We start from the raw sequence: 12,604 nt of genomic DNA, 5'->3' as shown, positions 1-12,604 counted from the left end.
GATGGAAAAATTCATCACGCACACCGGTAGCGGAGTACCACTTCGTCGGAGCAATGTTGATACTGATCAAATCATTCCAGCTGTTTATCTCAAGCGCATCACCAAAAGTGGATTTGAGGATGGCTTATTTGCCGCTTGGCGCAATGACCCTGCCTTTGAATTAAACCAGCCGCAATACAAAGCTGCAACAGTTTTGGTTGCCGGCCCAGATTTTGGAACTGGCTCATCTAGAGAACACGCAGTTTGGGCTTTACAAAATTACGGCTTTAAAGTGATTTTATCTAGCAGGTTCGCTGATATTTTCCGTGGTAACTCACAAAAAATGGGGTTGTTAACAGTAATTTTGCCGCAGACAGAGATTGAAAAAATCTGGCAGCAAATAGAAGCCGATCCAAAAACCCAAATAACAGTTGATTTAGGCGCCAAGTCAGTGAAATACGCCAACACAACCCTCACCTTTGAAATCGATGATTACACCCGCTGGCGCCTGATGGAGGGGTTAGATGACATAGGTTTAACCTTTACCAAATTAGATCAGGTGAGAAATTTTGAAGAAAAAAGATTGAGTTTCAAGCCTAAAACACTGCCAATTCGATAATCTAAAACTCTAAATTATTACTTTAGGGTTTCGCATAATCCTGAAAAAACCTTGATTTTATTTAATTATTTGCTTCCGACACACCTGCTTCATTAATCAGATAAGTGCAAATCACCCCATAGATTAACCCTTAGTTAAGCAAATGCTTAATGTTTACACGTAAATAAGGGGTAAAAATGAACAAGGCCCAGTTCATCGCTTATCTAGCACCACAATTTGGTGATAGTAAGAAAGAAGCTGCTCGCGCTGTAGAGGTAGTTTTTGATGCGATTGTTCGCAACATCTCTAAGGGCGATGATGTAATGATTAATGATTTCGGTAAGTTTAAGAAAGTAGATCGTCCAGCACGTAAAGGACGTAATCCATTTACCGGAGAGTCAATCCAAATTAAAGCAAGCAAGAAAGTACGTTTCTTAGCTGCTAAAGGATTGAAAGAAGTAATCTCAGGAGCTCGTAAATTAGGTCCTGCGCCAACACCACCAGCAAAAGCAGCACCTGCTAAAGCTGCTGGAAAAGCTAAGAAAAGCGCACGTAAGCCTGCTAAGAAGGCAAAGAAATCTAAGCGTCGCTAATTTAATAAATAATTAAAAGCGGGATCCCATGCGTGGGGTCCCGTTTTTTACGCTCATTTATAGCGATTATCCTGATTGGTCGTAGAATTAACGAGTGTCTACTGAAATAGCGATTTCCTACGCACCCCCAGCTGGAAAACCATTAGGAGTGACTAGTTGGTTTAAGTTTGGCGCCACTTTGGTACGGCCAATATTAAATCTAATTGGTAAACGGGATTGGCAGGGGATGGAAAATATCCCTAAAAGTGGGGCTGCAATTGCAGTTTGTAATCACATCTCTTATGTTGACCCTTTAGTTTTCACCCACTTTCTTTATGACAATGGCAGGGCGCCGAGATATTTAGGTAAAGCCTCATTGTTTAAACTCCCAATAATTGGTCGGGTATTAAGTGGCGCGGGGCAAATACCAGTTGAACGTGAAACCACTGGCGCCTCTAATTCGCTGGTGCATGCAATTGCATTTTTAAAGTCAGGTCATCTACTTGGTGTTTATCCAGAGGGAACTCTGACTAGGGATGAAAATTATTGGCCTATGAAGGCGAAAACTGGGATTGCAAGGCTGGCGATCTTAACTCAGGCACCTGTGATTCCCTGCGCGCAATGGGGAGCACAAAAAGTGCTTCCGGCATACAGCAAAAAACTGAAATTATTTCCCAGAGCCAAGTTCCAGGTCATCGCTGGAGCGCCATTAGAGTTCTCAAAATGGCAAGGCAGAGCTGAAGATCCTGTTGCGTTAGAGGAGGCAACAGCTTATGTAATGAGTGCGGTTACCAAATTGTTGGAACAGTTGCGTAGTGAAAGTGCATCATCAGAAATTTTTGATCCTAAAAAATCAAACCTTCCTCGCATTGGAAATTTTAAAAAGGGAAATAAATGAAAAAGGTTGCAGTACTTGGATCGGGTGCGTGGGGCACAACATTAGGTCAGGTGATGGTTGACTCTGGACAACAGGTTTTAATCTGGGGGCGAAATAAAAAAGTAGTACGCGAAATTAATCGCCGCCATTCTAATCGCAGATTTTTAAAGGGAATTGACCTACCAAAAGAACTCAAAGCGACTACTGATATTAAAGCTGTGCTTGAGTTTGCAGATGTGATCTTGCTGGCAATTCCATCTCAAACTTTACGTGAAAACTTGGAAACATGGAAAGGTTTTTTTCCAAAAGATTTACCAATCATTAGCACTTTAAAAGGAATTGAGGTTGAAACTCAGTTACGAATGACTGAGGTCGCACAACAGGTATTAGAGATGGATAAATCAAAATTTGGCATCATTACTGGGCCAAATTTGGCGAGTGAGATCATTATGCGCCAGCCAGCTGGTGCGGTTGCTGCCTCTGAAAATCCTGCAAATATTGAAGTAATGTCAGAGCTTTTCTCCACCAATTACTTCCGAATTTATCCATCTTCAGATTTAGTTGGATGCGAGTTTGCAGGCGCTGCAAAAAGTGTTGTAGCACTTGCAGTTGGTATTGCAGTTGGTATGGGTTATGGCGAAAATACACAAGGCCTAATGATTACTCGTGGCTTATCTGAGGTTGCAAAACTCGGCCAGGCGTACGGAGCTAATCCACTGACATTTTTGGGGTTGGCAGGAATTGGTGACTTGGTAGCAAGTGCACAATCACCGCTGTCAAGAAATAGAAGTTTTGGTGAGGTGCTTGGTAAATCTGGCTCGATCGCAAAGGCTAGAGCGCAGGTAGTAAAAACAGTTGAAGGTGTTTACTCAGCAGGTGCAATTTTAGAGCTTGCGCACCGAGTTGGAGTTGAGGTTCCGATCATTGAAGCCGTCTCCGATGTTGTTGCTGGCACATTAAATCCAAAGGATGCAATGGCTCGACTAATGACCGTCAGTATTAAGGCTGAGATCTAATGAGCAAAGTTCGAGTAGCAATAATTTGTGGTGGCAAAAGTAGTGAGCATGAGATCTCATGTGTATCGGCAAATGGAGTTCTAGGTGCGATAGATCGCAGCTTATTTGATCCCGTTCTAATTGGTATAACTAAAAGTGGCAAGTGGTTATTGCTTGCCGAGGATACAAATTTTTCGATTATAAATGGCGCTCTACCCTCAGTACCCGAATCTGGAGTTGAGATCTCTCTGACCAGTAGCGGATTGTTCTCAGGTGGCAAGAATTTAGCAATTGATGTGGCATTTCCAATTTTGCATGGTCCATATGGCGAGGATGGCACTATTCAAGGATTATTTGAAATGATTGGTCTTCGTTATGTCGGCTCTGGTGTATTAGCAAGTGCAGTGAGTATGGATAAGTCTTATGCAAAACCAATTTTTGCTGCCCAAGGGCTGAAGGTAGCCGAAGGCGTAGTGGTATCCTCAAATAAATTTACTTTACCGAGCAATCTCTCATATCCACTCTTTGTGAAACCAGCAAGAAGTGGTTCGAGCAGAGGCACCAGTAAGGTCAAGCAAGCAAATGAATTATCTGCGGCGGTTGATTATGCGCTTACTTTTGATACTAAGGTAATTATTGAAAAAGCAGTAGTTGGTAAGGAGATTGAATGTGCGGTCTTACAAGCAGATGGTGAAATCAAAGTCTCTGCAGTGGGCCAAATTGTGATTGCTGAAAAGTATGAGTTTTATGATTTTCAAGCAAAGTATTTAGATAATACAATGCAACTACTTGTGCCAGCAGATCTACCAGCGGGGGTCGAGGCAAAAATTCAACAAGCAGCTTTAACAGCATTTAAGGCTGCTGGTTGTGAAGGATTAGCGAGAATTGATTTCTTCTACTCAAATGATAGCGAAATTATCATAAATGAAATTAATACCATGCCTGGATTTACTCCGACCTCGGTTTACCCAAAGTTGATTGAGCATAGTGGCATTAATTATCAGCAGCTAATTACTAAATTGATTTACACAGCGCAAAACCGGTCAGCCAGCATTACGCGCTAATAACCATGAATGGCATTTTGGAAAAATCAGCAGTAAAGCGGGTAGTAGCTGCCATGGAAACATTCTCAATTAAGGGTGAAATAAAGGTGTTAAGTGAAACAGCAAAGAGTGCCGCGGAGGCTGCAGCAGGCCTTGGAATCTTGGTGGGTCAAATTGCCTCCTCAATAATATTTAAGTTGCCTAATGAAACACCGTTGTTAGTTATCACCTCTGGCCGGCACCGTGTTGATACCGAGCTAGTTGCTAACAAATTAGGTATTGAAAAATTAGAGCGGGTTGACGCTGATTACGTTAAAGAAAAATCAGGGTTTTCAATTGGGGGAGTGGCGCCAATTGGATGGATTAAAACTCCGTCACTTACTTTAATCGACGAAGCATTAAATGATTACGAGGTTGTCTGGGCAGCAGCAGGGCACCCACATGCGGTCTTTCCAACAACTTTTGCAGAGTTATTATCTGCAGCGCAGGCAACACCGATGAAGGTTGGCAAGGAGAGTTTATGAAAATTCGATCCAATAAATCTCGTATTTTTGAGTGGTTAGGTGTACTGACTGCAATTTTTTATTCACTTCTAGTTGCAGCGAATATTGGCGCGGAGTTCATCGGGTTTACTTTATTACTTGTATCATCTGGATTAATCGGGATCTGGGCATTTCTCGGAAAACATAAAGGAATACTCTTCTTGCAATTTTTTTATGCAACGGCAGGAATCATTGGAATGATTCGTTGGTTCTAGTTATTAATACTGATCAATTCTTAGTGGCTCGTCACGGGGCAGGTCAAAGTTCTGGTGATTCCAGATACTGCTTGAACTTTAGCCAACACAGTTCGCCCAAAATCTTCCATACTAGGTGACTCTGCTCGCATAATCACATCATATGGACCGGTAACACCTTCGGCGATGGTCACACCTGCAATTGCAGAGACAGCCTTGGCAACACTGGAAGCTTTACCAACCTCAGTTTGAATAAGTATGTAAGCCTGAACTGACATCTCTTGCCTTTCAATCAAAGCTACATGTTCAACAATGAAATGTAGATATGTGAAAGAGTAGCCTATAGCGACTTAATTGGGGAGTGCCATTGATTGAATCTGAAGCAGGGCTGATCGCACAGTTGCGCGATCTTTTTCACACCTCCTTCCAAAGTGGCGTTGAAATAGGGATCGGCGATGATGCTGCCGTGGTTTTGGCCTCCAATAAAAAACTAGTGGCCACGGTGGATATGGCGGTTGAAGATATTCATTTCAAGCGGGAATGGTCTACTCCGTTTCAAATCGGTGCCAAATTAACGACATCAAATTTGGCAGACATATTTGCTATGGGTGCTACACCAAAATATCTATTGGTAGCAGCGGCTATCACTGAAGTTAATAATTCGCAGGTGGTTAGTGAGTTAGCAAAAGGAATCAGATCAGTTGCAGATAAATTTGAAGTTGTAGTTATTGGTGGAGATTTAAGTAGATCAGAAAAGTTGAGTTTGAGTATTACTGCACTTGGCGAGATTTCAGAACAACCAATTACTAGATCAGGTGCAAAAGTAGGTGATTTGGTCTACGTATCTTCCTTACCTGGGTTATCCGCCGCTGGACTTGCTATCTTAACTCGGGGATTAGATCGCCCTAGATATGTCGTTGATGCTCATTTGAATCCGAAGTTAAATGCACCGAAAAAACTAATTGCTGCAGCATCATCAATGTGTGATATCAGCGATGGATTAGTCACTGATGCCAGACATATTGCATCGGCATCTAATGTGAATATCAATTTATCTAAAGAGAGAATTTCAATGGGATCAGATTTCAAAGATTTAGCAGAGCTCGCAGTTGAGTTAGGCGAGCAGGTATTTGATTGGATTTTAACGGGGGGAGAGGATCACTTCTTCTTGGCCACCGTGGATCCTGAAAAAGCCGGTGATGAGATTGGTTTGCAGATTGGTGTCGTAAAGGCGGGTAGTGGTGAAGTTTTACTCGATGGTGAAAAAATCGAAAAGGCTGGATATCAGCACTTTTAATTAGCGAACTGCTTTACCTGCCTTAAGACATGATGCGCACACATTTTTACGCTTGGTTTGGCCATTAATAATTGTGCGGATTTTTTGAATGTTTGGATTCCAGCGGCGGCGGGTTGCACGCTTTGAGTGGGAGACATTGTTACCAAAGCTTGGAGCTTTGCCGCACAGATCGCATACTGAAGACACTTTCTTTGCTCCCTTGATTTTCCTTGGTTCACTTAATTAGAGGCGAAAGATTACCTTGTGAGGGTATTAATTGGCTAATCCGGTGGGTAGTTACGCACAGTTAGCCAGGTGGCGTTAGATACTTCCACTATGGCAATCCTTACCACCCGATTGAGTAATGTCTTGGGTGATCGGACCGCTGCGGTTTTGGAGAAATCCTTTGGGATTAGAGATGTCAATGAATTGCTACGACATTATCCGCGCAGGTATGTCGTCCGTGGTGAATTGACTGATATTTCAACTTTAATTGCTGATGATGAGGTAACAATTTTGGCTGAAATAGAGGCGGTTAAATTACGTCGAGCAAATGGAAAAAATATCTTAGAGGTAGTAGTCACTGATGGCAGCGCTAATTTATCCCTGACTTTTTTTAATCAAGCCTGGCGGGAGAAAGAGTTAAAAACTGGCCGGGTGGGGTTATTTGCGGGCAAAGTAGGTATCTTCAAAGGAAAACGTCAACTATCTCACCCTGATTACCAATTAATACCAGATGGTGAAGATGTCGATTCGGCAGTTGCTGAGTTTGCTGGCAAATTTTTGCCCGTATATCCAGCGACATCAAAGCTACCCTCCTGGAAGATCATGCAGTGTGTGAAATTAACTCTGGATTCCCTCGATGAAATGCCAGATTATTTGCCACCAGAGATTGCTACTGAGTTCGGATATCCAACTTTGAAAAAAGCATTTACTGATATTCATCAGCCGCCAGATCTTGAGTCGGCAGAAAATGCTAGAAAAAGATTAACTTTTGATGAAGCATTGCTTTTGCAGTTGTTGTTGGGTATGAGACGAAATGAAATAGCAAAATTGATTACAAAGTCACGAACTCCAAATACGCCAGTTTTAGTGGCAGCTTTTGAGGAAAAATTGCCATTCCAATACACCGCTGGACAAATTGAGATCAATAATCAAATCGAGAAGGATCTTTCAAATAATTATCCGATGCATCGATTATTACAAGGAGAGGTGGGCTCTGGAAAAACAGTTGTGGCATTAAGGGCGATGTTGTCGGTAGTTGATTCATCAGGCCAAGCAGCGCTGCTGGCGCCAACTGAGGTATTAGCTCAACAACATTATCGAACGATTACTAAATTATTGGGTGATTTAGCTCAGGCTGGAACATTGCAAGCTGGTGAAATTGGTACCCAGGTGGAGTTATTAACTGGCTCTCTGCCTCTTGCTCAGAAAAAAATGATTCACACAAAACTTGCCACTGGGCAAACTGGAATTGTAATTGGTACACATGCACTTATTTCAGATGGGGTTGAGTTTAAGGATTTAGGTTTAGTTGTAGTGGATGAGCAACATAGGTTTGGTGTAGAGCAACGAGATGCGCTAAGAATGAAAGCAAAGCAGCCACCACATCTTTTAGTAATGACGGCGACGCCAATACCTCGAACAGTCGCAATGACAGTTTTTGGTGATCTTGATATTTCAACTCTGCATGAGCTACCTGCTGGTCGAATTGCAATTACAACTCACTTAATTCCAGTGCTTGAAAAACCGCATTATTTGAACCGAGCTTGGGAGAGAGTTAAAGAGGAGGTAGCAAAAGGACATCAGGTTTATATAGTTGCACCAAGAATTGCCAATCCGAATAAGAAAATGACAGAGCGAGAAATCACCGCAGCTTCCTTGCTTGGTGAGGAGTACCTCGATAATGATGAAATGAGTGCGGTTGAAGAGTTAGCGCCAGAGCTAGCTACTGGCCCACTTAAAGGTTTAAAACTAGCAGTGCTACATGGCAAGTTATCTAGTGAGATAAAAGATGAAACTATGAGTGCATTTGCAAGAGGAGAGATTGAGGTTTTAATTGCAACTACTGTAATTGAGGTTGGTGTTGATGTTCCCAATGCATCAATGATGGTAATAATGGATGCAGATAGGTTTGGTGTTTCGCAGTTGCACCAATTGCGAGGGCGAGTTGGCAGGGGAGGCGTGCCTGGACTTTGTTTATTTGTAAGTAATGCTCAAGAGAATTCTCAAAGCATGCAACGGCTGGTGGCCGTCGCCGCAACACTTGATGGCTTTGAACTAGCTAGATTGGATCTTGAGCAGCGCAAAGAGGGTGATGTCCTTGGTCGCTCACAATCTGGCGGTAAATCACATTTGCGTCTTTTGCGAGTGTTACGTGATGAAAACTTAATTGATCAAGCCAGAAATGTTGCACTTAACATTTTGGTAAAGCAACCAGATTTGATTAATCTGCCACAATTAAAAAGTGAGGTTGAAAAGCTGAAAGTTGATGAGGCTACTGAATTTATGGATAAATCATGAGTATGCGAATAATTGCTGGAGTTGGAAAAGGACGCAAACTTCATTCACCCCCTTCAATTACCAGACCTACATCTGATCGTGCACGAGAAGGATTATTCTCATCTCTGATTTCAACCTTTAGTACTTTAGAAGGATTACATTTCCTAGATCTTTTTGCTGGCTCTGGTGCGGTAGGGGTGGAGGCTTTATCTCGAGGAGTGGCATTAGTTGAAGCGGTAGAAAATAATGTAGTCAGCTCGCAAGTATGTGAGAGTAATTTTGCATTAATTGCAAATCTTGATGGGGTTGGAAAATATAAAGTTCACACTACCAGCATATTTGAATTTCTAAACCATACTGCAAAAAATCCATATGAAATTATTTATATTGATCCACCATATGAGGTGGCTAATAGTGAGGTGGAGAAAATCTTAAAGAAAATACTTACCCTAAACTTATTAAGCAAATTTGGTGTGATTGCAATTGAGCGCGATGCCAAATCCAAAGAGTTCACTTGGCCAGATGGATTGGAGCAGTTAAAGCTGCGCTCATACGGCGCCGGTAGTATTCATTACGGAGTATTAACTGAGCGCAAGATTTGATGCAAAATGGCTAACTTAGCAATTAGTTGCTAGCGTTTTATCCATGAGGCGTGTGGTTTGTCCAGGATCTTTTGATCCAATCACCAATGGTCACCTAGATATTATTGCTAGGGCCTGTACATTATTTGATGAGGTAGTTATCGCAGTCTTGGTTAATCAAACTAAGAGTTCATTATTTACAGTCGATGAGAGAATTAAGATGATCCAAGAGGTCACTAGCCGTTATTCAAATGTAAAAGTTGACTCGTGGAGTGGCTTATTAGTGGATTATTGTCGGGCAAATAAGATTCCCACCATTGTTAAGGGCTTAAGAGCGGTGAGTGATTTTGACTATGAATTACAGATGAGCCAGGTGAATTTACAATTACAAGGGGTTGAAACCTTGTTCATGTCCACAGCGCCTTCGCATTCTTTTCTATCATCTTCTTTAGTCAAGGAGATCGCAAGCTATGGCGGTGATGTATCAGCTTATATTCCTGCTGCTATCGTGGATAGGTTAAAATCGAGAGTTAAGCGGAAGGAATAAAAATGGATGTAGTTGAAAGCCTCGAAGCGGCTATTGCAGCGGTTGAAGAGGCTCGTTCAGTTCCACTTTCTGCATCTTGTGTTTTAAATCGTGGTGAAATGTTGCAAATTCTCGACAAAGTAAAGGTTTCATTTCCTGCAGATCTTTCAAAAGCAATCGCCGTTTTGCGACAAAAAGATAAGATTTTAGAGGATGCTCATGAGCAGGCGGATGCCATTATTGCCCAAGCTAGGGATGAGGTAGCACGCCTAGTCGAGCAAACCAGTATCGTTGCAAATGCCCGCAAGGAAGCGCAAAAAATTATGGCTGAGGTAAATGCTGAGAGTAAGGCAAGTCGAGATGAGATCGATGAGTATATCGATACTAGATTGGCAACTTTGGAAGTAGTTTTGAATAAGACACTGGATGTAATTAGTAAGGGCCGGGATCAATTAGGTGGATTTGAAACCAAACACGCGCTCTCTGACTTAAAGAAGTAGTTTCAGATGGCTCGTTCAGTATTTATCTTCAATACTCATGATTTGCCACACCGAGCAGGTGAGATGCGAGAGTATGAGCTGGATCTTAAAATAACTGAACCAGTTGGTGTTGATTTGCTAGCTGTAAAGCCTGGTGAGCTTATTGAATTAGATCTACGAATTCAATCGGTAGATGAGGGTGTATTAGCAATGGGCCGGGTTATGGCACAGGCAACTGGTGAATGCACAAGATGTCTTGATGGCATTACCTGGCCAATTGATGAGAGTTTTACCGAACTTTTCTATTATGAAAGCGCTGCTAACAAAAGTGCAGGTAAGAAGCGGGGCAAGGAGCGCTCAGCCAAAGATAGTGAGGTTGATTTAGAAGAGGATGATTTGTACTTCATGGATGGGGATGAGATAGATCTAGAGTTACCGATCAGGGATGCAGTAATTTTAAATTTAGCCGTAAATCCATTGTGTTCTGAGGATTGCCCTGGGTTGTGCCAAATTTGCGGTGAAAAATGGCGCACCTTACCAAAGGATCACAGCCACACCGAGGCAGACCCTCGCTGGGCAGCTTTGAAGGATTTTGACGCTTAATTGTTAAGCCGTTTTTACAAGATTAGATTTTTCGTAGATAATTCTCACCTTGCACTAGTGCATAAATCTAAGGAGTAAAAATCATGCCAGTTCCAAAGCGGAAAATGTCGCGAGCACGCACTCGCTCTCGTCGCAGCATGTGGAAGACAACTCCTGCAAATCTTGCAACTTGTGAACAATGCCAACAACCAAAGTTGCAGCACACTGCTTGCCCAACCTGTGGTACTTATAATCGTCGTCAGGTTTTAGAGGTCTGATCTGTACTCAGGCCTAACCGAGCGACTCGGAATCTTGGTTAAGGATGAGTTGCTGGAACTTGCATTAACCCACCGTTCTTTTTCTTACGAAGCCGGCGGTATTCCGACAAATGAACGATTAGAATTTTTAGGTGACTCAGTATTAGGACTAGTTGTCACCGATGAGCTTTATAAACAATTTCCCAATTTAGATGAGAGCAGATTAAGTCCACTTAGATCTGGTGTAGTAAACATGAGGGCACTAGCTCAAATAGCACGCGACCTAAAATTAGGTGAGCATCTTCGCATAGGGAAAGGTGAAGAGGCTACGAATGGACGGGATAAGAATTCAATTCTGGCTGATTCGCTAGAGGCGTTAGTTGGTGCAATTTATATTCAGCACGGCTATGCAAATACTGCACAGATAGTTTTAGAATGGATAAAACCAGCACTTACTTTGGCATCTGGCATGGGTGCCAGCCTTGATAGTAAAACTGCTCTTCAGGAGTTGACCTCAGATTTAAATTTATCAACACCTGAGTATGAAATTACTGAATCAGGACCAGATCACGATAAGAGTTTTATCGCCACCGTAAATATCGGTAGTGAAAAGTTTCCTAGTGGTGACGGGAAAAGTAAGCGTGAAGCCGAGCAGGCGGCAGCAAAGCTTGCATATGATCTTTTAAGCAGTAGAAGTAAAAAGAAATAGTAGTTTTACTCTGCAATGCCAGAACTACCTGAGGTCGAAACAGTTCGAAGAGGGCTTGAGAAATATGTTCTTGGAAAAATCATTTGTGATGCGGAAACCTTCCACCCTAGGGCAATAAAACCTAGTTCTATCGCCGGGTTATCTGCGGTTAATGGTGCAAAAATCCTTGCCGTGCACCGCAGGGGTAAGTTTCTTTGGTTTGAATTGAATCGAGAAATAACATTAGTGGCGCATCTCGGGATGAGTGGTCAATTACTAGTGCAGCCATCTCTTGCTACCAAACAACCACACCTACGAGCGAAGTTAGGATTAGGCAAAGGTATACGGCCAAAAAAAATTAGAGATGAGATTAGATTTATTGACCAGCGTACCTTTGGCTGGTTATCAGTTGAGCAGTTAACCAATGGTATTCCGACCTGCGTTGAACATATTGCATTTGATCCATTTGCAAAAGAGTTTAATATTAAACAAGTAGTATCAAATATTAAGCGAAAGAAAACAGCTATTAAACCAGCCCTACTAAGTCAAGGGGTTGTCAGTGGCATTGGAAATATCTATGCTGATGAAGGCTTATGGCGGGCGAGGATTCATCCAGAGATTATCTGTGAAGATTTATCCGAATCTGAAATTAAAAAGGTTATTACAAGTACGGTATCGGTCATGAAAGGTGCAATTAAAGCTGGCGGAACCTCCTTTGATGAGCAATATAAAAATGTAAATGGTGAGAGTGGTTACTTTTCCCGCTCTTTGAGCGTTTATGGTCGTGAAGGGCAACCATGTTCGAGATGTTCTACTGCCATCCGCAGAATCGCCTTTGCAAATCGATCCTCTCATTTTTGTCCGCGTTGCCAACGGTAGGTAAAGCCAAATCTGAGTGATTTTTAGATAGGTT

18 protein-coding genes are annotated in these 12,604 nt (G+C 42.2%); 16 read left to right on the top strand and 2 right to left on the bottom strand.

What is annotated here, in order from left to right; all coding sequences use genetic code 11:
- Window position 1 precedes the first annotated feature (1 nt).
- The 7 genes from leuD to B1s21160_RS04010 all read left to right on the top strand — a co-directional run bounded on the left by leuD (window position 2) and on the right by B1s21160_RS04010 (window position 4,821).
- A complete protein-coding gene (leuD, locus tag B1s21160_RS04040) occupies window positions 2–598 on the top strand; it encodes a 3-isopropylmalate dehydratase small subunit (RefSeq protein WP_041887530.1) in 597 nt (198 codons plus the stop codon).
- A gap of 176 nt (window positions 599–774) precedes the next feature.
- Window positions 775–1,170 carry an HU family DNA-binding protein gene (locus B1s21160_RS04035; protein ID WP_041887529.1) on the top strand — a complete coding sequence of 132 codons (396 nt, stop codon included), beginning with the start codon at window positions 775–777 and terminating at the stop codon, window positions 1,168–1,170.
- Between the two features lie 94 nt (window positions 1,171–1,264).
- Window positions 1,265–2,047, top strand: a complete 783-nt coding sequence (locus B1s21160_RS04030) for a lysophospholipid acyltransferase family protein (RefSeq protein WP_095672506.1) — start codon at window positions 1,265–1,267, stop codon at window positions 2,045–2,047.
- Window positions 2,044–3,042, top strand: a complete 999-nt coding sequence (locus tag B1s21160_RS04025; RefSeq protein ID WP_041887527.1) for an NAD(P)H-dependent glycerol-3-phosphate dehydrogenase — start codon at window positions 2,044–2,046, stop codon at window positions 3,040–3,042. The genes B1s21160_RS04030 and B1s21160_RS04025 overlap by 4 nt, the downstream gene beginning before the upstream one ends.
- Window positions 3,042–4,085: a D-alanine--D-alanine ligase family protein gene (locus B1s21160_RS04020; protein WP_095672505.1), complete on the top strand. Its 1,044-nt coding sequence runs from the start codon at window positions 3,042–3,044 to the stop codon at window positions 4,083–4,085. The genes B1s21160_RS04025 and B1s21160_RS04020 overlap by 1 nt, the downstream gene beginning before the upstream one ends.
- Before the next feature lie 5 nt (window positions 4,086–4,090).
- The gene (locus tag B1s21160_RS04015) at window positions 4,091–4,588 is read left to right on the top strand and encodes a YbaK/EbsC family protein (RefSeq protein WP_095672504.1); all 498 of its coding nucleotides are present in this window, start codon (window positions 4,091–4,093) and stop codon (window positions 4,586–4,588) included.
- On the top strand, window positions 4,585–4,821 hold the full coding sequence (locus B1s21160_RS04010; RefSeq protein WP_041887472.1) for a hypothetical protein: 237 nt from the start codon (window positions 4,585–4,587) through the stop codon (window positions 4,819–4,821). Before B1s21160_RS04015 ends, B1s21160_RS04010 begins: the two co-directional genes overlap by 4 nt.
- Window positions 4,822–4,841: 20 nt before the next feature.
- On the opposite strand, the gene B1s21160_RS04005 is transcribed toward B1s21160_RS04010, so the two are convergent.
- Window positions 4,842–5,078, bottom strand: a complete 237-nt coding sequence (locus B1s21160_RS04005; RefSeq protein ID WP_041887467.1) for an Lrp/AsnC family transcriptional regulator — start codon at window positions 5,076–5,078, stop codon at window positions 4,842–4,844.
- 83 nt (window positions 5,079–5,161) lie between these two features.
- On the opposite strand from B1s21160_RS04005, the gene thiL reads away from it, so the two are divergent.
- The gene (thiL, locus tag B1s21160_RS04000; protein WP_095672503.1) at window positions 5,162–6,097 is read left to right on the top strand and encodes a thiamine-phosphate kinase; all 936 of its coding nucleotides are present in this window, start codon (window positions 5,162–5,164) and stop codon (window positions 6,095–6,097) included.
- On the opposite strand, the gene rpmB is transcribed toward thiL, so the two are convergent.
- Window positions 6,098–6,283, bottom strand: coding sequence for a 50S ribosomal protein L28 (gene rpmB / locus B1s21160_RS03995; protein WP_095672502.1), 186 nt, complete (start codon window positions 6,281–6,283; stop codon window positions 6,098–6,100).
- Between the two features lie 129 nt (window positions 6,284–6,412).
- Here rpmB and recG point away from each other — a divergent pair, with 129 nt between their 5' ends.
- From recG to mutM, 8 genes are all read left to right on the top strand, one after another.
- Complete coding sequence (gene recG, locus B1s21160_RS03990) at window positions 6,413–8,599, top strand: ATP-dependent DNA helicase RecG (protein WP_095672501.1); 2,187 nt, start codon at window positions 6,413–6,415, stop codon at window positions 8,597–8,599.
- Window positions 8,596–9,180, top strand: coding sequence for a 16S rRNA (guanine(966)-N(2))-methyltransferase RsmD (gene rsmD, locus B1s21160_RS03985; protein ID WP_095672500.1), 585 nt, complete (start codon window positions 8,596–8,598; stop codon window positions 9,178–9,180). The genes recG and rsmD overlap by 4 nt, the downstream gene beginning before the upstream one ends.
- Before the next feature lie 43 nt (window positions 9,181–9,223).
- A complete protein-coding gene (gene coaD, locus B1s21160_RS03980) occupies window positions 9,224–9,706 on the top strand; it encodes a pantetheine-phosphate adenylyltransferase (protein WP_041887463.1) in 483 nt (160 codons plus the stop codon).
- Window positions 9,707–9,708: 2 nt separating this feature from the next.
- Window positions 9,709–10,185, top strand: coding sequence for an ATP synthase subunit B family protein (locus tag B1s21160_RS03975; RefSeq protein WP_041887462.1), 477 nt, complete (start codon window positions 9,709–9,711; stop codon window positions 10,183–10,185).
- Window positions 10,186–10,191: 6 nt separating this feature from the next.
- Window positions 10,192–10,767, top strand: coding sequence for a YceD family protein (locus tag B1s21160_RS03970; RefSeq protein ID WP_041887461.1), 576 nt, complete (start codon window positions 10,192–10,194; stop codon window positions 10,765–10,767).
- Between the two features lie 83 nt (window positions 10,768–10,850).
- Complete coding sequence (rpmF, locus tag B1s21160_RS03965; RefSeq protein WP_095672499.1) at window positions 10,851–11,024, top strand: 50S ribosomal protein L32; 174 nt, start codon at window positions 10,851–10,853, stop codon at window positions 11,022–11,024.
- Window position 11,025: 1 nt separating this feature from the next.
- A complete protein-coding gene (rnc, locus tag B1s21160_RS03960; RefSeq protein ID WP_041887460.1) occupies window positions 11,026–11,712 on the top strand; it encodes a ribonuclease III in 687 nt (228 codons plus the stop codon).
- Window positions 11,713–11,727: 15 nt separating this feature from the next.
- The gene (gene mutM, locus B1s21160_RS03955) at window positions 11,728–12,570 is read left to right on the top strand and encodes a bifunctional DNA-formamidopyrimidine glycosylase/DNA-(apurinic or apyrimidinic site) lyase (protein WP_095672498.1); all 843 of its coding nucleotides are present in this window, start codon (window positions 11,728–11,730) and stop codon (window positions 12,568–12,570) included.
- Window positions 12,571–12,604 lie beyond the last annotated feature (34 nt).

The organism is Candidatus Nanopelagicus hibericus, from assembly GCF_002288005.1.
Lineage (GTDB): Bacteria > Actinomycetota > Actinomycetes > Nanopelagicales > Nanopelagicaceae > Nanopelagicus > Nanopelagicus hibericus.
This window is presented reverse-complemented; position numbering and strand designations above follow the sequence as displayed.

What these genes read in the sequence shown, in the direction of transcription:
- leuD (WP_041887530.1), top strand. Translation starts at nt 2, where the DNA reads ATGGAAAAATTCATCACGCACACCGGTAGCGGAGTACCACTTCGTCGG.
- B1s21160_RS04035 (WP_041887529.1), top strand. Translation starts at nt 775, where the DNA reads ATGAACAAGGCCCAGTTCATCGCTTATCTAGCACCACAATTTGGTGAT.
- B1s21160_RS04025 (WP_041887527.1), top strand. Translation starts at nt 2,044, where the DNA reads ATGAAAAAGGTTGCAGTACTTGGATCGGGTGCGTGGGGCACAACATTA.
- B1s21160_RS04020 (WP_095672505.1), top strand. Translation starts at nt 3,042, where the DNA reads ATGAGCAAAGTTCGAGTAGCAATAATTTGTGGTGGCAAAAGTAGTGAG.
- B1s21160_RS04015 (WP_095672504.1), top strand. Translation starts at nt 4,091, where the DNA reads ATGAATGGCATTTTGGAAAAATCAGCAGTAAAGCGGGTAGTAGCTGCC.
- B1s21160_RS04010 (WP_041887472.1), top strand. Translation starts at nt 4,585, where the DNA reads ATGAAAATTCGATCCAATAAATCTCGTATTTTTGAGTGGTTAGGTGTA.
- B1s21160_RS04005 (WP_041887467.1), bottom strand. Translation starts at nt 5,078, where the DNA reads ATGTCAGTTCAGGCTTACATACTTATTCAAACTGAGGTTGGTAAAGCT.
- recG (WP_095672501.1), top strand. Translation starts at nt 6,413, where the DNA reads ATGGCAATCCTTACCACCCGATTGAGTAATGTCTTGGGTGATCGGACC.
- rsmD (WP_095672500.1), top strand. Translation starts at nt 8,596, where the DNA reads ATGAGTATGCGAATAATTGCTGGAGTTGGAAAAGGACGCAAACTTCAT.
- coaD (WP_041887463.1), top strand. Translation starts at nt 9,224, where the DNA reads ATGAGGCGTGTGGTTTGTCCAGGATCTTTTGATCCAATCACCAATGGT.
- B1s21160_RS03975 (WP_041887462.1), top strand. Translation starts at nt 9,709, where the DNA reads ATGGATGTAGTTGAAAGCCTCGAAGCGGCTATTGCAGCGGTTGAAGAG.
- B1s21160_RS03970 (WP_041887461.1), top strand. Translation starts at nt 10,192, where the DNA reads ATGGCTCGTTCAGTATTTATCTTCAATACTCATGATTTGCCACACCGA.
- rpmF (WP_095672499.1), top strand. Translation starts at nt 10,851, where the DNA reads ATGCCAGTTCCAAAGCGGAAAATGTCGCGAGCACGCACTCGCTCTCGT.
- mutM (WP_095672498.1), top strand. Translation starts at nt 11,728, where the DNA reads ATGCCAGAACTACCTGAGGTCGAAACAGTTCGAAGAGGGCTTGAGAAA.